This window comes from Micromonospora echinaurantiaca, from assembly GCF_900090235.1.
In the GTDB taxonomy this organism is placed as follows: Bacteria; Actinomycetota; Actinomycetes; order Mycobacteriales; family Micromonosporaceae; genus Micromonospora; species Micromonospora echinaurantiaca.
Map to the genome: position 1 here is coordinate 2,028,115 of NZ_LT607750.1, position 20,974 is coordinate 2,049,088.

Sequence of the window (20,974 nt, forward strand, 5' to 3'; positions counted from 1 at the left end):
AGCGACACCGTAGCCACGCGTCGTGGCACCGGCTACCGTGCGCGACATGAACGCTCCGCGCACCGAGCGGTCGCCCGAGGAGGAGCGGCAGCACCGCAAGCGGCAGCTCGCCGCGACCCTGCGGATCTTCGCCCGGCTCGGCTTCGACGAGGGCGCCGGCGGGCACGTCACCGCGCGCGACCCGATCCGGCCCGACCACTTCTGGATCAACCGGTTCGGCCAGCACTTCGGTCACGTGCGGGTCAGCGACCTGCTCCTGGTCGACCACGCCGGCGCGGTGGTGGCGGGCACCGGCACCATCAACCCGGCCGGGTACGCCATCCACTCGCAGATCCACCTGGCCCGGCCGGACGTGGTGGCCGCGGCGCACACCCACTCCACGTACGGGCGGGCCTGGTCCACCCTCGGCCGGCCGCTGGACCCGATCACCCAGGACGCCTGCGCGTTCTACGAGGACCACGAGGTGCACGAGCACTACTCCGGGGTGGTGCTCGACCCGGCCGAGGGCAAGCGGATCGCCGGCACGCTCGGCGACCGCAAGGCGGTGATCCTGCGCAACCACGGCCTGCTCACCGTCGGCGGCAGCGTGGCCGAGGCGGCCTGGTGGTTCGTCTCGATGGACCGCTGCTGCCAGGTGCAGCTGCTGGCGGAGGCGGCCGGCCGGCCGGTGCTGGTCGACCCGGACGACGCCCGGGCCACCCGGGACACCATCGGCACCCCCGCGTTGGGCCGGTTGAACTTCCGGCCGCTCTACGCCGACGTGGTCCGCGCCGAGCCGGACCTGCTGGACTGACCGTGGCCCGACTCCTCGACGAGCTGGTGCGGGACCGGGCCGGCGAGCCGGCGCTGGCCGACCGGCACCGCCGGCTCGACTGGTGGGCGCTCAACGACCGGGTGAACCGGTGGCTGCGGGTGCTGCGCGACCACGGCCTGTCGGTCGGGGACACCGTGGCGGTGGTGGTCGGCAACCGGGTCGAGGTGTTCGAGGCGTTGCTCGCCGGCCTGCACGGCGGCCTGCGGGTGGTCCCGGTGAACTGGCACCTCACCGCGCCGGAGCTGCGCCACATCCTGACCGACTCGGCCAGCCGCGCGGTGCTGGTGGACGCGTCCCGGGCCGCTGTCGTCGCCGCCGCGCTGCGGCCGGACGAGTGCCCGGTCCGGCTGCTGGTCGGCGCCGCCGAGCCGCCCGGCTCCGCGCCCGTCGAGGCGTCGCCCGGCTCCGCGCCCGTCGAGGAGTCGGCGGGCCACGGCGCGGCGACCGGGTTCACCCCCGTCGAGCCGTTGCTCGCCGCCGCCGACGGGGCGGAACCGCCGGGGCAGGTCTGCGGGTCGGTGATGCTCTACACGTCGGGCACCACCGGGGCGCCGAAGGGCGTGGTCAACGGGGTGTTCCGGCAGGGCGAGCCGCTCGCCGGGGTCGGCCGGCTGCTGGCGTACGCCGGACTGGTGCTGAAGGTGCCGGCCACCGGCCGGGCCCTGCTGGTCGGCCCGTGGTACCACTCCGCCCAGCTGTACTTCGCGCTGCTGCCCCTGCTGCGCGGCTGCGAGCTGCGCATCGAGGAACGGTTCGATCCGGAACGCACGCTGCGACTCATCGACGCCGAGTCGGTCAACCTATGCCACCTGGTGCCCACCCAGTTCGTCCGCCTGCTGCGGTTGCCGGAGCCGGTGCGCCGCCGCTTCGACGGCGGCAGCCTGCGCCGGGTCTGGCACGGCGGCGGGCCGTGCGGGCCGGAGGTGAAGCGCCGCATGATCGAGTGGTGGGGCCCGGTGGTGGTGGAGTACTACGCGGCCACCGAGGGCGGCGTGGTGACCCTCATCGAGGCCGAGGAGTGGCTGGCCCGGCCGGGCAGCGTCGGGCGGGCCGTGCCACCGACCCGGATCCTGGTGGTCGGGCCGGACGGCGCGGAACTGCCCCCGGGTCGGGTCGGCCGGGTCTTCTTCCGGCGTGGCGCGGCGCAGGATTTCCACTACCACGGCGACCCCGCCAAGACCCGCGAGGCGCACCTGGCGCCGGGCGTCTACACCTACGGCGAGCTGGGCTACCTCGACGGCGACGGCTACCTCTTCCTCACCGGACGGCACAGCCAGACGATCGTCTCCGGCGGGGTGAACGTCTACCCGGCCGAGGTGGAGGCGGCCCTGCTGGCCCACGAGGCGGTGCAGGACGTGGCAGTGCTGGGGGTGCCCGACGAGGAGTTCGGCGAGCGGGTGTGCGCCCTGGTGCAACTGACCGGGCAGGGGCTCGCCGCCGCCGACGCGCCGGCCACGCTGGACCGGCACTGCCGCACCCGGCTGGCCGGGTTCAAGGTGCCCCGGGTGTGGCGGGTGGTCGACCGGCTGCCCCGCGACGAGACCGGCAAGCTGCGCCTTGAGGCGCTGCGCTCGCTCGCGCCGCGCCCGCCGGCCGCCGCGCGCACCTAGCCCCGGGTGTCGCCGGCGGCGCGCGCTCACCCGAGCCGGGTCTTCTGCACCTTCCCGAGGGCGTTGCGGGGCAGCGCGTCAACCAGGTGCACCCGGCGCGGTCGTTTGTGGACCGACAGCAGCCGGGCCACGAAGTCGATCAGCTCCGGCTCGGCCACCCCGTCGCCGACCACGTACGCGGTGACCTGCTGGCCCAGCACCGGGTCCGGGGTGCCCACCACCGCCGCCTCGCGTACCCCGGGGTGGGCCAGTAGCGCCTCCTCGACCTCCCCGGCGCCGATCCGGTAGCCGCCGCTCTTGATCAGGTCAGTCGACGCGCGCCCGACGATCCGGTGCCGACCGTCCGGGCCGATGGTGGCGATGTCGCCGGTGCGGTACCAGCCGTCGCCGGTCCGGGTGGCGGCGTCCGCGTCCGGCCGGTTGAGGTAGCCGTCGAAGAGCGTCGGCCCCCGGACCAGCAATTCGCCCATCGCCGAGCCGTCCGCGGGCAGCGGGTCGCCGTGCTCGTCGACCAGCCGGGTGCCGACCCCGGGCAGCGGCCAGCCCACCCAGCCGGCCTCGCGGGGGCCGTCCGCCCGGGCGCTCACCGTGATCAGGGTCTCGGTCATCCCGTACCGCTCGGCCACCCGGTGCCCGGTGAGCGCGCGCAGGCCGTCGAAGACCGCCGCCGGCAGCGCCGCGCTGCCGGAGACCAGCAACCGGGCCCGGCGCAGGGCGCGGGCGGCGGCCGGGTCGGCGCAGATCCGGGACCAGACGGTCGGCACCCCGAACAGCAGCGTCCCGCCGGCGGCGGCGTACCGCTCGGGGTGGGGGCGCCCGACGTGGTCCAGCCGGCTGCCGTGCCGCAGCGGTCCGAGCAGGCCCAGCACCAGTCCGTGTACGTGGAACAGCGGCAGCCCGTGCACCAGCAGGTCGTCCGGGGTCCAGGCCCAGGCGTCGGCGAGCCCGTCCAGGCAGGCGGCGATCGCCCGGCGGGAGAGCAGCACGCCCTTGGGTAGCCCGGTGGTGCCGCTGGTGTAGAGGATCAGCGCGGGCCGGTCCGGGGCGGGCACCGGGTGGCTGGTCGAGGAGCGCAGGTCCGGTGACACCGGGACCACCGGCAGGTCGCCGCCGACGTCGTGCCCGGTCGCGGCCAGCACCGCGGCCGCCGCGGAGTCCCGCAGGATGTGCTCGCGTTCCATCGGGCCGGCGTCGGGCGGCAGCGGCACCACGGTGACGTCGGCCAGCAGCGCGCCGACGATCCCCACCACGGTCTCCAGTGACGGGGTGGCCAGCACGGCCACCCGATCCAGCCCCCGGACGCGGTCGGCGACCGCCGTGGCGCTGGCCAGCAGCCGCGCCCGGGAGATCGACCGCCCGGCCACCCGGACCGCGTCCGGGCGGTCGTCCGCGGCCGTGGACAACGCCGTCAACAGGGTCACGTCGTGGACCTCCCAGACGCGGCGGGCGGTCGCCGGGGCGGCGGACCGGAGCCCCCGGTGGCGCGGGCCCGGCCCGACCGTAGCCACCACCGGACCGGGCGCACCACCCCGCCCGGGCCGCCGCCGGGCGTGGTCGTTCCCGGTCACGGCGAGCCGGCGGCGCCGGATCGACCGAGGGCCGGACGCCGAGCGTCCAGTCTGTAGGGTCTGTGGTGCGGCCCCGCGCCGCGGCCGGCTCCGCGCCGGTCTGCGAGGCGGCCTACTGTCGGGATTCTGCCTGTGCGAGCCCGCCGGTCAGCAGCACAGTGGAGGGACGGCGCATCGGCGGGCGTGGCGCCGACGGCTGCCGCGCATCCTACCGGGCCTGGGGGTGAGCTTGAGCATCACGGAGGAGGAGCCGCCCCGGACGGATGTCGCGGCGCAGGCGCTCGTCGCCGTCGTCGACGCCGACGCGCACGACGCGCTGGCCGCTGTCCCGGGGTCGATCCTGCGCGACGCCGCGGTGGCGGCGGCCCTGCTGGTGCGCGAGGCCGCGCTGCTCGCCTCCATCGTCACCCCCGACGACCGGCGTCGCGACGAGGCCGGGTCGCGGGCCGTACGGCTGCTCGGCCGGCTCTGCGACGCGGCGTACGCGGGCGAGGACCACCAGCTCAGCCAGCTGCTCGACTGGTTCGCCAGGGCGTGGCTGGGCCGCCCGTTCAACGGTGCCATCTACGGCGACCGGCACCTGCCCGAGGCAGTGCACGCCCCGCTCGCCGCACTGACCGAGCAGGCCGGCGAGGCGCCGGTGATGATCTGCGCGGCCGCACACCGGGAACTGGAACGGGTGCTGGCCGAGCTGGAGCGGGACGCGTCCCGGCTCAGCGCGATCGACCGGGAGGTGACCGGCCCGCTCTTCGTCCGGCCGGTGCGCGAGGTGATCGAGGCGGCCCGGGCCGGGCAGCCGCACGACGCCGGCCTGCTCGCCGAGCGGCCGGAGGACCTGGTGGCCGCCGTCAACCGGACGCTGCGCGAGCCGATCCCGACGAACGGCCGGCGCTGGCCACTGCTGGTACGGGCGACCGAACAGATCCAGGACCACGTACGGCGGTCGATCGAACTGGGGCGGCTCGCGCAGGGCGCCGTCGCGCCGCCCGCCGTGCCCGGTGACACCCTGCCCGCCCCGCTGGACGAACTCGTGGCCGTCGCGCTCACCGCGGCCGAGCCGCCGCCGGTCGGCGAGCGCCTCCCGGAGACGCTGGCCCGGGCCGCGCTGGCGCACGCCGGTACGCCCGAGCTGGGTTGCCGGGTGGCCGGCGTGCTGGAGGGCCTGGACATCGCGACGGCCGAGGTGGAGGAGGCCCTGTCCCCGTTGCAGGACCTGCACGAGCGGGTCCTCGAATACGCCGCCCGCTGTCCCGACGACGCCGAAGTGGAGGAGGTCGCCGCGCTGATCGGCGCGGGCATCGCCGACTGCGACCTCGGGTACGCCCGCGACGGCCTCGACCTGCTCGCCGTGACGGTGCGCGGCGCGGAGCTGCGGCGGCGGCTGACCCGGACCGGCAACCGGATCGAGGCCATGCCCCCGGACCTGGCCGGCGGCGCCGGCCCGCACCTGCGGGCCGCCCGGATCGCCGTCGCCGAGCAGCGGTTCGAGGACGCCGAGTTCCACCTGACCGAGATCGACGGGCTGACCGGTCCGCGGCCGCGGACCGGCCCGACCCCGCGTCCGCCGGCGGCGCCGGCGACCCCCTCGCTGGCGGACTTCAAGCGCCGCCGCGACGGGTCCGACGTCCCCACCCTGTCGGCGATCGAGCAGGCCGTCGCCGACGGCGACCGCGACGAACTGCTCGCGCTGGCCCGCCGCCTCGGTCGGCCCGACACCGTCGAGCTGGTCGACGCGATGATCGACCGGTTCGCCACCGACGGTGAGGTGGCCGAGGCGCTGCTCTCCGGCCTGCCGCCCCGGCAGCGGCCCGCGGTGCTGCACCGGCTGGCCGAGGTGCGCCGCGCCCGTGGCGACGAGGCCGGCGCCGAGGAGGCGGCGCGGCGCAGCCGGCCCCCGGTCCCACCGGCCGAGCTGACCGTGGCGTCCCCGCTGCCGGCCGCCGACCTGCTGGTGCCGCGGATCAACTCGTCGACCGGCGCCGACGACGCCCGTCCGTCCGCGACCGAGCTGGCCGACGCGCTGGCCGACGAGACCCGCGCCGGCTCCGCCATCTCCCTCGGCTGGGCGGTCGGCCAGTACGTCTTCGCCGGTGACCCGCTGCGCGGCCTGGAGCTGTACCGCGAGTGCGCGGAGCGCTTCTACGGCAACGCGACGTTGGCGTGGAACCTGGGCTGCGCGTACGCCGCGGTGGGCTGCCGGGACGAGGCGGTCGGCGCGCTGCGGTACTTCCTCGACATCATGGCGGACCGGGTCCCGGCGGAGCAGCGCGCGGCCCTCACCGAGTTCCTCCGCCACAACGGCGTGCCGGCGCCGGAACCGACACCGCCCCCGGTGCCGGTGGCCCTGCCGCAGCACGTCATGCAGGCGCAGGAGAAGGCCGCGAAGGCCCTCTACGAGCAGGGCCAGGCCGAGGCGGCGCTGCGCCGGATCCGGCGCCTGCTGCGGCTGGCCCCGCACTCGCCCGGCGCCTTCCTGCTGCTGCGGATCTGCCGGGAGCAGCGCTGGCTGGACCAGGCCCGCGAGGCGGTCGCGGAGATCGCGGCGGCCGGGGCCGCGAACTGGCGTCACCACTACGAGCTGGCGCGGATCGCGGTGGAGGTCGACGCCGCCGACCTCGCGGAGGAGCACCTGCGGACGGCCGCCGACCTCGGCGCGTCGATGGACGAGCTGTACCGGTTGCGGCAGCGGATCGGCGCCGGCGGGCCGGTGGCCGGGGCGCGGCTGGACGGCGCGGCGGAGCCGGCGACCGGCGCCTCGGCGCTGCCCCCGCTTCCGCAGCCCCGCGACCTCGTCCGCGAGGTGCGCGCCGCCATCGCCGACCCATACGACCCGTCGCACCTGGTGGGACTCGCGCGCCAGGCGCTCATGGTGATGCCCTCGGCCGCCACGGTGATCGTCGACGAGGTACTGGCCGCGCCGCACGCCGACGAGCTCGTCGGCGAGCTGGTGCGGTTCCTGCCGGCCGAGGGCCAGCTCACCGCCGTGCTGGTGCTGGCCCCCGAGCTGGGCCGCGCCGGCCGCACCCGGGACGCGATCGACCTGCTGCGGGGCGTGGAGACCGTGGCCCGGCCGACGGAGCTGCCCCGGGTGTGGTTGACCCTGCAACGGCTGATGCGGGACGCGGGCATCGACCCGGACGGCGAGCCGGGCGGCTGGCTCCGGTTGCCCGCCACGCCCGGACCGCCCCGATCGGACGGTCCCGCGCTCGCCCCGCCACCGTGGATCACCGAGATCGCCGTCACGTCGGGCACCCCGCCCGCCGTCCACCGGGCCCATCAGGTGCAGCTCGAGCAGGGTCCGGCGGCCGCGGCGCAGCTGTGGCGGGACGCCGTCGCCGCCGGCTTCGGGCTGGCGCTGCCCAACGCCCTCGGCACGCTGGTGCTCACCGGCCGGGCGGCCGAGGCCGTGGCGCTCTACCGGCAGACCTCCGACCGCCTCTACCTGGTGGCCAGCGCGGCCTGGAACCTCGGCTGCGCCTTCGCGTACCTCGGTGACCTGGAATCGGCCGGCGCCGCCTTCGAGTACCACACCCGGGTCACCTCCCGGACGTACCTGCCCGAGCAGCGGGCCGCGCTGGAGCGGCTCTTCGCCGAGTTGGGCCGCCCGCTGCCGATGCCGGTCGCCCACCCCGGGTGGCGTCCCGTCCCGTCGCCCCGGTCGGCGCCGGCGGGCGGCGTGTCGGCTGCCCGCGCCGTCGAGGCGTTCCGGCGCGCCCCGGACGCGCACCGGTTCATCGTCGCCAGCTCCGCCCTGCGCGCCGAGATGGCCGATGCCCCGCCGGACCGTCGGCGGCTGCTGCTGGCCCAGATCGAGGAGATGTTCGCGGAGCTGCCGTCGCCGACGGCCCACCCGTACGCCGAACACATCCGTGCCCTGGCGCTCGCCGGAGAGGACCAGCGGGCGTGGACGATGGTGCTGGACTGCCTCGACCGGTTCGACCTCGCCGCGGAGCTGCTCGCGCCGGCCCTGGCGCTGGCCACCGGCCGGGCCCGGGTGACCCAGCTCGAGGAGATCCTGACCCGGCAGGCGGACGGCGGGGACTACACCCGCTACCTCACCCTGGCCAAGCTCGCCCGCAAGCGGGGCGACGGCCCGGCCCGCCGGCGGTACGCCGAGGCCGCGCTGCTGCACAACCCCTCCTCGGCGGAGGCGCGCAAACTGTTGGGCAGGGGCGCCCCGCCGGCCGAGAACAGGCCGATCTGGGAACGCCGGTCCGCCCTCGAGGACCTGGTCCGGTCGATGACCACCCGAGAACCCGTCGAGGTGCTCAAGCAACTGCCGGACTACTCGGCCGAGATCAAGCGGCTGGAGAGCCGGGCGGTCGACGTGCTCACCCCGTACCCTCCGTGCGACGAGTTCCTGGACATCGAGGACGAGGCCCGACCCGCGGTGGACGCCGGGATCCGGGCCGCGCGCCACGAGGACTGGCCGCTCGCCGCGACCGAGTTCGGCGCGGCGCTGCAGCTCCAGCCGCGGCATCTCGGCGTGGCCCGGAACACCGCTGGCGCGTTCATCCGCCTCGGGCGGCTGTCGGACGCCCGGGCCATCGCCGAGTCGATCTCCTACAGCCACCACGGCAGGCTGCTGCTCGCGCAGCTCGCGTACGCCGAGAAGGACCTGGACCGGGCCGCCGACCACCTGGCCGAGCTCTCCGTGGCCGGCGTTCCGGAGGCGAACGCGTACGCGTTCGGCCTGGCCGGCCTGCGCCTGCACCTGCAGAACCGGCCCCGGGAGGCCGCCGAGGCGCTGCTGCGCCGCGCCGAGGACGCCCTGCCCGGCCGCCCCGAGTTCTCCACCGCGATGGCCGCGGTGATCGCCGACAGCCACGGTCACGACGATCTCGTGCGGCGGGCCGTCGGCCTGCTGTTCACGCCGCGCCTGACCAGCCGACAGGCGGTCGACTGGGCGATCGAGCGGCAACGGTTGGAGGCGCTCGGCGCGCCGCACGCGCCCGAGCTGCGCCCCGCCGACCTGGAACGGTTGGTGGACCACTTCGCCGGCCAGGATCCGGTCCGGCTGCGGAACTTCCTCGACCGGCTGGCGGACCGGCTGCCCGCCGCCCGCAACCGCGAGGTGCGGCTGCTCCGCGCGCGGGTCGCCGAGGAGTGCGGCCTCATCGAGGACGCGTTCGCGGCCCGGTTCGGTCTGCTCGACCCGAACGCCCGGGACCGGCGGGCCATGCTCGACGACCTCACCGCGTTCTGCGAACGCACCCTCTACCTGGAGGGGCTGGACCGGGTGCTCGAGGTCAAGCGGGAGTGGCAGCTGCTCACGCCGGTGGACAGCGACCGGGCGGAGGCGCAACGCAGCAGCATCGAGTACCGCAGGTCGGTCTACCGCGAGAAGATCAACGCCACCCTGTGGGAGATCCAGCGGATCAGGACCGACGACGACATCGCCCGGGTCGAGCCGCCCCTGGCCGCGCTGACCGACCGGCTGCTCGGCTTCACCGAGGGCACCGGCGTCGCCCAGGCGGTCCACCGGCTCGCCGGGTTGTGGCGGCGCTGCGTGGAGCTGCTGCCCCAGGTCGGTGGCCCGGTCACCGACGTCGGGCTGCGCAGCGAGCTGCTGACCGTGCTGCGGCAGATCCGCTCGCTGCAGACCGGCCTCGGCTCCCCGGTGGTCGAGGAGGCGGCGGCCACCGTCGGCAAGTGGCTGTACGGGCGGTGGGAGCAGATCGCCCGCGACCAGCGCAGCTCCACCGGGGCGATCGAGGTGAACGTGCTCGCCGCCACCCGGATCGTCGGCGGGCCGGTGGAGGCGGTCGTCGAGTTCACCGCGCACGTCGAGGTCCGGGAGCTGCGGGTGCGGCTCGGCGGCCAGACCACCAACCTCGGGCGGATGGACGCCGAGGAGCAGCGGACCGAGGGGTTCTGCGCGGACGTCGCCGCGGACGACGTGAGCCTGACGGTGACCTTCCAGACCGCCGACGGCCTGCGCGACGAGATCGTCCGGCAGCTCGCCCTCGAGGTGGGCGACCAGCACGAGCATCCGGTCCGGTCGCTGTTCACCCCGAACGTCACCGCGACCGGGGACATGTTCTTCGGCCGCAACGCCGAGCTGGAGAAGCTGCGCCTGGAGTACGGCGAGGCGCACACCCGCAACGCCACCATCCGCAGCCTGACCGGGCCGCGGAAGGTCGGCAAGACCTCCCTGCTGCAGTGGCTGGAGACGGACGGCCCGCCGGAGAGCTGGAAGATCCCGTACGTGCTGCCGATCTACCTGGACGTCAGCTCGTTCCCGTCGGGTGCGCACCCGCTGGGCCGCATCGGCCGGGCCATCGCCTCGGCCGCCGAGGCGCTCGCCGCGCAGGGCCGGTTCACCGACCCGGTCCCGCCGCCGCCGGCCGAGCCGGACGACGCGCAGGCGTTCATCCGCTGGTGCCGGCGGCTGCGGGCCGCCTGCGCCGAGCGGCTCGGATTCCTCGTCATTCTCGACGAGGTGCAGGAACTGCTGAAGGACCTGCACGCCCGGCAGGAGCTGGGTCCGGTGGCCGCCAGCCTGCGGACGATCGCCAACAGCGGAGCCGTCGCCCTGCTGCTCTGCGGTTCGTGCACCGGCGCCACGCTCAAGGCGCTGCTCGCCGGTACCGCGCTGCAGGACGAGTTGCAGACCGAGACGCTCGGCTACCTCGACCGCCGGGCGACCGAGCAGGTCTTCGAGGAGGGCTTCGCCGGGACGGCCCGCATCCTGCCGGAGGCCAGGGCCGAGGTGTGGCGGCTGACCGAGGGCCACCCGAACCACATCCACCACATCGGCAAGGACGTCGCCCTGCGGCTCACCACCGATCGCCGACGGCTGGTCACCCGGAGCCTGGTCGGCGAGGTCGGGCTCGCCATGGCGAAGACGTCGGCCGCCACCATCGGCATCGTCAAGCTGGACACCGAGGGGCCGGACGGTCGTGACCTGCTCGTCCAACTCGCCAACCGGGCGCAGGGGGCCATCGACCTCGGCGAGACGGCCGAGCTGAAGCGCGAACTCGACGCGCGGCACATGGACCAGATCGATCGCTACCTGCTGATCGGCCTGCTGCGGGTGGACCGCGAGCAGTACCGGTGGGCGAACGAGATCATCAACCTGCACGTCCAGCACTTCGCGGAACGGCAGTTCTCCCAGTTGCGGTTCACCATCGAGGAGAGCCACCTGCACGCGAGCCAGTACGAGACCCAGCGGACGTACTCGCTGGGGCCGTGCCGTACCCGGCTGGTGATGCGGGAGGGGCAGCTGTTCACCGCGAAGCGGGTGACCCACACGACCGACACCGGCGGGCGGTCGCGGGCCGACTCGTCGGCGCTGACCGGCGACGAGACCGCCAAGCTGGTCGACGAGTTCCTGACCTACCTGTCCCGCACGCCGCTGACCGGGGTGCCCCGGTACGTCGGCCGGGAGGGGGACTGGTTCCTCTTCGACCACGCCGAGGGCCGCTCGCTGGCGGAGATCGCCCGGATGCAGCGCGACGTGCCGACCGAGCCGTACAAGCTGGTCCGGTGGATCGCGGCCGCGTGCGACGTGGTGGAGCGGGTGTTCCGGCTGCGTGGGATCACCCATGGCAACATCAAGCCGGGCAACGTGATCGTGGACGACACCACGGTCAGCGTCGTCGACTGGGGTCGCGGCACCCAGGACGGGTCGGCCAACCCGATCAGCGGCGGCACCCCCGGCTACCTGAGCCCGGGCTATCTGCGCCGGCTGGACCAGGACGAGGGCGGCGCGCTGCCGACCGACGACGTCTTCGCCCTGGGCGTCGTGCTGTACCAGATGCTCGACCCGAACGGCGAGCTGCCCTACGGCACCGAACTCGCCGACCTCGACACCGCCGGCCGGCCGGCCGGCGCCCGGCCGTTGCCGGTGGAGTTGCCGCTGATGGCCTGCCTGACCCGGGCCATCGCGCTGCGCGACGAGGACCGCTACGTGACGGCCGGCGACTTCGCCCGGGACCTGCGGTTGGCGGTGCCGGAGGCGGCACCGGAACGGCCGGCCGAGTTTCCACCCGCGCCCGCGCCACCCCGCACGGCGGGCCAGAGCCTGATCATCCACAGAGTCGAGGAGATGAACGTGACGAAGGACGGGATCAGCATCGAGGGCAGCTCGGTCACGGGTTCGGTGGTGGGAAACCGGAACCGGATCGGGACCTTCGCGGTCAACGCCGGGGTGGAGACCTCGGAGCTGACGGCCCGGATCGCGCAGCTCGAGTCCGCCGTCGAGGCGCTGCGCGCCGAGCTGCCCGCGGGGGTCGCCGACGGCGTGGCCCGGGACCTGGCGGCGTTCACCGGCGAGGCGACCGCGGAGGCGCCGCGCCCGGACCGGCTCCAGCGCATCGGCGCGGACATCGTGGACGCCGCGGAGACGGTGCCGGCGTCCACCCCGCTCTTCCAGCGGGTCGGGTTGCCCGTGATCACCCTGGTCAACGAGATCATCAACATGATCGCCGGCTGACCGCCGCGCGGGGCCGGGGCGCCCGCCCCCGTTCGCGTCCTACCGGGAGACGTGCTGCGTCTCGGCGAACTCGTCGTCGCCCTCGTTCCAGCGCATGACCACGGCGAACGCGCGGCCGTCCCCGAGCGCGCCCATCAGTGGCCAGGAGAACTCGCTGCGCGGGATGATGTCCGGGGTTTCGTCGCCGTACAGCCGGGGCGGGGTGCCCTGGCCGGCGAGGCTCTCGACGCTGACCCGCACCCGGTGCGCCGCCGCCTCCCCGGCGTTCGTGACGACCAGCCGTTCCCGCCGGGTCCGGTACCGCACCGCACCGCGGTCGTCCCGGTACTGCTCCCGCTCGCTGTCGTACCGCGCGCGCAGCACGGCGCGTTCCCGGCCGCTCGGGCGGCGGGGCACGGCGCCGAGGCCGAGCAGGTCCAGATCGCCCTCGATCGCCTGCCGCACCTGGTGCCCGAGGTCCTCCGGGCTGGCGTACGTGCCGAGCAGCCCCAGTTTGGACAGTTGCTCCTGGAACGACCGCAGCGCATGCACCTGCTCCAGGTCCGCGTCGCGCGGGATGGGTTCGGTGGAGAAGTAGACGTGCACCGGTTTGCCCGCGGCGTGCGACCGTTCGATCTCCTCGGCGGTGCCGGACACCGCCGCCGCCGTCGCCATGCCGAGCCGCGAGTCGAACAGGGCGATCACGATGTCGGCGCGGTCGACGAGCTGGTCGTTGATGACGCTCTGCGCGCTGCCGCCGAGCCGGGGCACCGCGTTGGTCTCCCACCGCCGGGGGAGCAGCACCACCTGTTCCCGCTCGGCCCGGGCGGCGTTCCAGCCGTGCAGGGCCTCGGTCACCGCGTCGCGTTCCGCCGTGGTGTCTCCCGGCGAGGCGATCAGCACCCGCAACACGTGCGCACTGAAGGGCATGGCGACCAACGTAGCGGACCGCGACGACGGCCGGACCGGGCCCGTCAGCCGCTGGCCGCGCCACCCGTCCGCGGCTGGCCAGTGACCGCGCGTCCCCGGCCGGATCCCCGCCCGGGCCCGGCCATCGGGCCGGTCATGCCGTCGTCAACCGGGCGCGTCGGTCCGTTCCAGGAAAAGCAGTTGGGCCCGCTTCTCGGGCAGGTCCACCTGCGGGCCGGCGACGAATCCGCAGCGCAGCAACCGGCGGATCGCCCGCTCGTTGCGCGCGTCCGGCTCCACCACGATCCGGCGCCGGTCCGGATCGGACAGGACGAAACGGAGCATCTCCGCGACCACGGTGGCGGTGAACCCGTGCTCGGTCGACGTCGGCGGGCCGAGCAGCAGGTGGATGCCGTAGTCGCCGGGGCGTACGTCGTAGCACTCGCCGACCGGGTCGGCGTACGGGTCGTAGGTCTGCAGCAGCGCGACCGGCACGCCGTCCCGGTGCACCAGGTACGCGTGGTGCGTACCCAACGAGTCCAGGTACCGGTAGATCTCCGCGACCCGCTCCCGGTCGGCGTCGAGCATCCCCCAGAACCGGGCCCGCTCCTGGCTCACCCAGCCGTGCAGCAGGTCGATGTCGGTGTCCGGGTCGACCGGCCGGATGGTCACCGCCCCGAAACCGGGAACGTCCCGGGCGTACCGGTGCGGATCGGCGACGCGCTGCTCAGCGTTCATCTCACTCCTCGGTGAGCTGGTCCCAGTCGGTGATCACCCGGGCCAGTCGCCCGGCCAGCCAGAGCGGCTGCTGGTCGTGGTGGTGCGGGTCGTCGGGCACACCGGAGGCGCCGTGCGGCACCACCCAGCGGCTCTCCTCGCGCCGGGCCAGGTCCCAGACGTACCGGGCGACCGGGGCGCGCAGGCAGGCGTCGGTCACCCCGGGCACGCTGGAGGTGGCCAGCACGCAGTCGTGGTCGCCGGCCAGCTCCGGCCCCGGCGCGGCGTCCGGCTCGGGCAGCGCGCGCCACGGCGCGAGCCGGTGCCGCTCGCCCCAGCTGCCGCCGGGGTCGGCGGCCACCTCCTCGACCGCCGCCCGCACCAGCGCTGGCCGGTCCACCTCGGGCAGTCCGGTCCGCAGCAGCGCCTCCAGCGCGTAGCCGACCCGTGGGGCGAGCGCCAGCCAGGGCCGGAACAGCTCCGGGTAGGCCGGCGGGTCGGCCAGCGCGGCCAGCGCGGGGTGGGCCACGAACCGCCGGACCACCGCGGCGCGCAGCGCGGCGAAGGCGCCGGCGTCCACACTGCCGGCGTCCATCCGGCGGTCCCAGCGGCGCAGCCGCTCGCGCAACGCCGCGGCCAGCGGGCTCAGTCCGGTGAGCCCGTCGAGCAGTGCCAGCAGCGGCTCGGCCGAGGCCAGGTGGGTGTCGGTGTGCACCCGAACCATCTCCTCGGCCCGCCAGGCGGTCGACGCGTCGAGCAGGTGGCGGATCCGGTCGGCCCGGTGCGGCGGGGCGAACTCCACCCCGAGCGGCGCGGCCAGGCCGCGCTGGTTCGCCATCACCGCGACGCCGTCGACCTCGGCCCGGGGGAGCGGGCGGTGCCAGCCCTGCCAGGCGTGTCCCGGCTCCCAGGCCGGCACCACCCGCAGCCGGTTGTCCGGGTGCCGTACCGGCACCGCGCCGGCGACCCGGTGCAGCAGGCCCCCGGCGGTGTCCGCCGCCTGCACCACGTTCACCGGCTCCACCCAGTGGTCGAAGGCCGCGTCCACATCGGCGACGGTACGCGCCCGCAGCAGCGCGGGCAGCGCGGCGAAGCCGAGCTCCCCGGTGACCCGGGGCGGGTAGCGCAGGCTGACCGCCGTCCCGTCGTCCGGGCCGCCGGCGATCACCGGGCCCCGGTCGGTCTCCACCACCTCGACCTCGACCGGCGCCGACCCGGCCACCTCGATCGTCTCCAGGTGTGCCCGGACCGGCCGCCAGCCGTCCGGCCCGTACGCTTCCACCGCCGCGCCGCGCCGGCGCAGCCGCTCGGCGTACAGGTCCTGGTAGTCGGCCATCGCGTTGGTGATCGCCCAGGCGACCTCGCCGGCGTGCCCGAAGTGGCCGATCCCGGGCACCCCGGGCACGGCCAGCCCCAGCACGTCGTACTCCGGGCAGGCGAGCCGGACCTGCTGGTAGATGCCCGGGTCCTCGACGAAGCGGTGCGGGTCGCCGGCGAGCAGCGCCGCCCCGCTCGCGGTGCGCTCACCGGCCACCAGCCAGCCGTTGCTGCCGGAGGTGGCCGGCCCGTCGGTGTGGAAGAGGGTGACCGCGGCGTCCCCGAGCCGCCGGGCCACGTGCTCGCGCCACAGCTTGCCGGGGAAGCCGGCGAAGAGGATGTGGTGGCTCAGCCAGAGCGCCAGCGGGGTCCACGGCTGCCAGCGGCCGGGAGCCAGGCCGGTGGCGGCGAACTCCGGGGCCCGGGCGGCGCCCTCGGCGAGGCCGGCGTTGACCCCGTCGACGTAGTGCCCGACCCAGCTCGCGGTGGTCGGGTCGAGGCCGGCGTGGCAGCGCCGGGCGGTGTCGTCCAGCCGGACCCGGCGGGCGAACCGGTCCCACTCCACCGCCTCGGCGCCGAGGAACGCCGCGCTGGTGCCCTGCGACCGGTGCCGCTCGACCTCCAGCTGCCAGGCCCGGTCGACGGCGGCGTTGCGGCCCTGCGCGAAGGCCAGCTCGTCGGCGCTGTCCGCGCGCAGGTGCGGCACCCCCCAGGCGTCCCGGTAGACCCGGATGCTCATCGCCGGCTCCCGCCACCGGCCGGACGATCGGGCGCGCCACGCCGGGCTGCCCGGTCGGTCACCACGCCACCGCACCGCGCGGTCGGGTCGCTCACGGCGCCACCGCACCGGCTCGACGGCGGGCGGCGGGCACGACCAGCGGGGTGCCGCTCTCCGGGTCCTCGATGACCCGGCAGGGCAGCCGGAACACCTCCTCGACCAGCTCGGCGGTGACCACCTCGGCCGGCGGCCCGGCGGCCACCACCCGCCCCTCGCGCATGGCGATCAGATGGGTGGCGTAGCGCGCCGCGTGGTTCAGGTCGTGCAGCACCGCCACCAGGGTGCGGCCCTGCTCCTCGTGCAGCCGGGCGCAGAGGTCGAGGATCTCGATCTGGTGGGCGATGTCGAGGTACGTGGTCGGCTCGTCCAGCAGCAGCAGCGGCGTCTGCTGGGCCAGCGCCATGGCGATCCAGACCCGCTGCCGCTGCCCGCCGGAGAGCTCGTCGACCGCGCGGTCGGCGAGGTCGGCGACGCCGGTGGCGGCCATCGACTCGGTCACGATCCGCTCGTCCTCGCGCGACCACTGCCGCAGCAGCCGCTGGTGCGGGTAGCGGCCGCGGGCGACCAGCTCGGCGACCCCGATCCCGTCCGGCGCGATGGACGACTGCGGCAGCAGCCCGAGGGTCCGCGCGACGCTGCGCGCCGAGCGCCGGTGGATGTCCTCCCCGTCCAGCAGCACCGCCCCGGCGGCCGGCCGCAGCAGCCGGGACAGCGCGCGCAGCAGGGTCGACTTGCCGCACGCGTTCGGGCCGATGATCACCGTGAAGGACTGGTCCGGCACGGCGACCGTCAGGTCCTGCGCGACGGTGCGGCGCTCGTAGGCGAGCGTCATCGCCTCGCCGCTGAGCCGGTGGGCCTGCATGGTCGGTGCTCCGTTCTCGTTCGTGGTCGTCACAGCCGGCCGGCCTTCCGTTCGGTGGCGAGCAGCCAGACCAGGTAGCCGCCGCCGATCACGCCGGTGACCACGCCGACCGGCAGCTGGTGCCCGCTGAACGCCCGCTGCGCCACCTGGTCGGCGCCGACCAGCAGCGCAGCGCCGACGGCCATCGCGGGCAACAGGCTCGGCCCCGGCGCCCGGGTCAACCGGCGGGCCAGGTGCGGCGCGGTGAGCGCCACGAACGAGACCGGCCCGGCGGCGGCCGCGGCGAGGGAGACCAGCAGTACCGCCGCGCCGAGCAGCAGCAGCCGCACCCGCTCCACCGGTACGCCCAGCGCGCTGGCGGCGTCGTCGCCCAGCTCGATCATGCGCAGCGCCGGCCCGCAGCAGAGGAACACCACCGGCACCAGTACCGCCAGCGCGACCAGCAGTGGCAGCGCGTTGGCCCAGCCCCGACCGTCCAGGCTGCCGGTGAGCCAGAGCACGGCCCGGGCCGCGTCCATCAACGGCGCCCGGGTCAGCAGGTAGCCGTTGACCCCGGTGAGGATCGCGGTGACCCCGATGCCGACCAGGATCAGCCGGAAGCCGGGCAGGCCGTGCCGCCAGGCCAGGGCGTGCACCAGCACCCCGGTGACCAGCCCGCCGGCCACCGCGGCCGCGCCGAGCGCCAGGCTGCTGCCGCCGGCCACCACCACCAGCAGCGCGCCGGTGGACGCGCCCTGGGTGAACCCGAGCACGTCCGGACTGCCCAGCGGGTTGCGTACCAGCGACTGGAAGACCGCGCCGGCCAGGGCCAGCGCGGCGCCGACACAGACGGCGGTGACCAGCCGGGGCAGCCGCAGCTCGGTGACGATGAACTCCTCCGCCGGGCTGCCGCCGCCGGCCAGCGTGCGCAGCACGTCGGCGGCGCTCATCGGGTAGTCGCCGCTGCCCAGGGCGAGCACGCCGAGGGCCGCGGCGAGCAGCGCGCAACCGGCGCCGACGACGAGCGCGCGCGGGCGCAGGCGCAGCGACACCCCGCCCGGGGTCCGCAGGACGATCACGGGTGGGCCACCCTTCCCCGCCGGATCAGCCACAGGAACAGCGGCCCGCCGAGCACCGCGGTCACCATGCCGACCTGGAGTTCGCCGGGGCGGCCGAGCACCCGGCCCAGCACGTCCGCGCCGAGCAGCAGCACCGGCGCGAGCAGCGCGCAGTACGGCAGCAGCCAGCGCAGGTCCGGCCCGGTCAGCGCGCGGACCAGGTGCGGCACCAGCAGCCCGACGAAGACGATCGGACCGCAGGCCGCGGTGGCCGCCCCGCAGAGCAGCGTGATCGCGGCGATCACCACCGCCCGGATCAGCGCCGGGCGGGCGCCCAGCGCCCGCGCCGAGTCGTCGCCGAGGGCCAGGGCGTTCAGCGGGCGGGCCGCGACCAGGGCGACCAGCAGGCCCGCGCCGATGAACGGCAGCACCCGCAGCACCGTCGCGGTCTCGGCGCTGGCCAGCGAGCCGACCGTCCAGAACCGCAGCCGGTCCAGCGACGCCGCGTCGAGCAGCATCACCGCGCTGACGTACGAGTAGAGGGTGGCGTTGAGCGCCGCGCCGGCCAGCGCGAGCCGGGCCGGGGTGGCCGCCCGGCCGCCGCCGACCGCGTACACGCCAGCGGTGACGGCGGCGGCGCCGAGCAGCGCGAACCAGACGTAGCCGTCGATCGCGGTGACGCCGAGGAAGGCGGCGGCGGTGGCGACCGCCGCGGCGGCGCCGGCGTTGATGCCGAGCAGGCCGGGGTCGGCGAGCGGGTTGCGGGTCAGCGCCTGCATCACCGCCCCGGCCACCCCGAGGGCGGCGCCGGCGAGCAGGCCGAGCAGCGTACGCGGCAGCCGCATCCGGTGCACGACGGCGTACTCGGCCGAGTCGGGATCGAGCAGCCCGTGCCACACCTCGGCGAGCGGCAGCTGCTTGGCGCCGACGGCGATGCTGAGCACGGTGACGGCGACGAGCAGCAGCAGGGCGACGACCAGACCGGCGGCCCGCAGTGCGGCACGGCCGCTTCGGGGCGGCGGCGGCACGGCCGGGGTCACGGACAGGTCACCGCTGCATGGTGACTGGATGACGGACAGTGTGAACTCCGATTGGGGGGCGCCGAACTTGACAGGCGATTAGGTTAGGTTAACCTAACCGGGCTGTCCACGGTCACCCCCTCCGACCCTGATCGAAAGACGACGTCATGCCTGATCCCGTGTCCGCCCGTCGACTCTCCCGCCGCGGCCTGCTGGCCGGTGGCGCCGCCACCTTCGCCGCGCTGCTCGCCGGCTGCGGTGGCGACGGTGACTCCGCATCTCCGGCGGCCAGCAAGGGTTCCGGCCCCTGGTCGTTCACCGACGACCGCAACGAGAAGGTGAGCGCCGGCACCCGGCCGACCCGCGTGGTGGCCTTCACCGGGACCGCGGCGGCGCTGGTCGATTTCGGACTCGACACGCAGGTGGTCGGCGTCTTCGGGGAGACGAAGCGAGCGGACGGCACTAAGGACCCGCAGGCTGGCGACCTGAACGTGGAGAGCGTGGAGATCCTCGGCAACGTCTGGGGTGAGTTCAGCGTCGAGAAGTACGCGGCCCTGCGCCCGGAGCTGCTGGTCACCCACATGTACGACCCGGGCGCGCTCTGGTACGTGCCGGACGAGAGCAAGGACAAGATCCTCCCGCTGGCCCCGAGCGTGGCCGTCACCACCGCCCGGGTGCCGATGACCAAGCCGATCGAGCGGTACGCCCAGCTCGCCGAGTCGCTCGGCGCCGACCTGTCGGCCAAGAAGGTCACCGACGCCAAGGCCCGCTTCGAGGCCGCCGCCGAGTCGGTCCGGCAGGCGGTGAAGACCAACCCGGGCATCAAGGTGATGGCCGCCTCCGGCAGTCCCGACCTGTTCTACGTCTCCAACCCGAAGGTCAGCACCGACCTGATGTACTTCGCCGAACTCGGGGTCGACATCGTGGTGCCCACCAAGCTCGAGACGGGCGACTACTTCGAGGCGCTGAGCTGGGAGAACGCCAACAAGTTCCCGGCCGACCTGATCCTGCTGGACAACCGCAGCACGGCTCTGCAGCCCAAGGACCTCGCCGCCAAGCCGACCTGGGGGCAGCTGCCGGCCGTCAAGGCCAACCAGGTCACCCCGTGGGACGCGGTGCCCCGCTTCTCGTACGCCGGCGCGGCGCCGCTGCTGGAGAACCTGGCCAAGGCGATCCTGGCCACCAAGAAGGTCAGCTGACAGCGGTCGCCGTCCGCGACCGGTTCCAGTTCCGGCGTCACCCGCCCGTCACAGGCCCGCGCCGACCTCGGTCGGCGCGGGTGGCGGGCGGTAGCGGTCGGGAGAGGGCCCGAGGGTCAGGCGGCTCCCGGGACGGTGGCGTTCGGGAACTCCTGGTACATGACGTGCAGGCCGACCCGGCCGAGGGTGGGGTGCCGGAACGCGCCCGGCACGGTGCCGACCACCGCGAAGCCCTCCCGCCGGTACAGCTCGACGGCGGCGGTGTTCGTCGCCACCACCGCGTTGAACTGCATCCCGGCATAGCCGCGCGAGCGGGCCCAGTCCAACGTGTACCGGCACAGGGCCGTGCCCACACCCCGGCCACGCGCCTCCCGAGCCACCATGAAGCTCGCCGTGGAGACGTGCGAGCCGGGCCCCGGGCGGTTGGTGCCCATCTTGGCGGTGCCGAGCACCGCCCCGCCGTCCACCGCGACCACCGTGAGTCCCGGCGGCTGCTCCACCCACATGTCGTACGCCTGACCGGCGGTCATCGCCGGGTCGTAGGGGAAGGTCTCCTGCGCCCGGATCACCTCGTGGAGGATCGGCCACACCTGGGGCCAGTCGGACTGCGTGAACGGCCGGATCTGCACGGCGAGCACCCTAGAGGCCGCCCACCGGAGCCGGCAAAGCCTTTCCGCCGGCCCGGTGCGCTGCCGGCGCTCCGGATCTCCGACCTCGGGACACGGCGA

The 20,974-nt window shown here is 75.3% G+C and carries 12 protein-coding genes; 4 read left to right on the top strand and 8 right to left on the bottom strand.

Going from position 1 to position 20,974, the window contains the following annotated elements:
* Positions 1-37: 37 nt before the first annotated feature.
* Together GA0070609_RS09220 and GA0070609_RS09225 are read left to right on the top strand one after the other, a co-directional pair.
* Positions 38-793, top strand: a complete 756-nt coding sequence (locus GA0070609_RS09220; protein ID WP_269459291.1) for a class II aldolase/adducin family protein — start codon at positions 38-40, stop codon at positions 791-793.
* Between the two features lie 2 nt (positions 794-795).
* Positions 796-2,424, top strand: a complete 1,629-nt coding sequence (locus GA0070609_RS09225; RefSeq protein WP_088993428.1) for an AMP-binding protein — start codon at positions 796-798, stop codon at positions 2,422-2,424.
* Between the two features lie 26 nt (positions 2,425-2,450).
* Here the strand turns inward: GA0070609_RS09225 and GA0070609_RS09230 are convergent, their stop codons facing one another.
* A complete protein-coding gene (locus tag GA0070609_RS09230) occupies positions 2,451-3,845 on the bottom strand; it encodes an acyl-CoA synthetase (protein ID WP_088997602.1) in 1,395 nt (464 codons plus the stop codon).
* 376 nt (positions 3,846-4,221) lie between these two features.
* On the opposite strand from GA0070609_RS09230, the gene GA0070609_RS09235 reads away from it, so the two are divergent.
* Positions 4,222-12,429 (top strand): protein kinase domain-containing protein, encoded by an 8,208-nt coding sequence (locus GA0070609_RS09235; RefSeq protein ID WP_157748096.1) that lies wholly within the window; start codon positions 4,222-4,224, stop codon positions 12,427-12,429.
* Positions 12,430-12,468: 39 nt separating this feature from the next.
* On the opposite strand, the gene GA0070609_RS09240 is transcribed toward GA0070609_RS09235, so the two are convergent.
* The 6 genes from GA0070609_RS09240 to GA0070609_RS09265 form a co-directional block, all read right to left on the bottom strand.
* The gene (locus tag GA0070609_RS09240) at positions 12,469-13,338 is read right to left on the bottom strand and encodes a hypothetical protein (RefSeq protein ID WP_088993430.1); all 870 of its coding nucleotides are present in this window, start codon (positions 13,336-13,338) and stop codon (positions 12,469-12,471) included.
* Positions 13,339-13,482: 144 nt separating this feature from the next.
* Positions 13,483-14,055, bottom strand: a complete 573-nt coding sequence (locus GA0070609_RS09245) for a GNAT family N-acetyltransferase (protein WP_088993431.1) — start codon at positions 14,053-14,055, stop codon at positions 13,483-13,485.
* A 1-nt stretch (position 14,056) separates the two neighbouring features.
* On the bottom strand, positions 14,057-16,084 hold the full coding sequence (locus tag GA0070609_RS09250; protein WP_088997603.1) for a penicillin acylase family protein: 2,028 nt from the start codon (positions 16,082-16,084) through the stop codon (positions 14,057-14,059).
* Between the two features lie 97 nt (positions 16,085-16,181).
* Positions 16,182-16,961, bottom strand: coding sequence for an ABC transporter ATP-binding protein (locus GA0070609_RS09255; protein WP_088997604.1), 780 nt, complete (start codon positions 16,959-16,961; stop codon positions 16,182-16,184).
* Positions 16,962-17,020: 59 nt separating this feature from the next.
* Complete coding sequence (locus tag GA0070609_RS09260) at positions 17,021-18,049, bottom strand: FecCD family ABC transporter permease (RefSeq protein WP_088993432.1); 1,029 nt, start codon at positions 18,047-18,049, stop codon at positions 17,021-17,023.
* Entirely contained in the window at positions 18,046-18,996 is a 951-nt protein-coding gene (locus GA0070609_RS09265) for a FecCD family ABC transporter permease (protein ID WP_231928855.1), read from the bottom strand. Before GA0070609_RS09265 ends, GA0070609_RS09260 begins: the two co-directional genes overlap by 4 nt.
* 218 nt (positions 18,997-19,214) lie before the next feature.
* Between GA0070609_RS09265 and GA0070609_RS09270 the strand changes: the two genes are divergently transcribed.
* Positions 19,215-20,246: an ABC transporter substrate-binding protein gene (locus tag GA0070609_RS09270; protein WP_088993434.1), complete on the top strand. Its 1,032-nt coding sequence runs from the start codon at positions 19,215-19,217 to the stop codon at positions 20,244-20,246.
* 116 nt (positions 20,247-20,362) lie between these two features.
* On the opposite strand, the gene GA0070609_RS09275 is transcribed toward GA0070609_RS09270, so the two are convergent.
* Positions 20,363-20,875, bottom strand: coding sequence for a GNAT family N-acetyltransferase (locus GA0070609_RS09275; protein WP_088997605.1), 513 nt, complete (start codon positions 20,873-20,875; stop codon positions 20,363-20,365).
* Positions 20,876-20,974 lie beyond the last annotated feature (99 nt).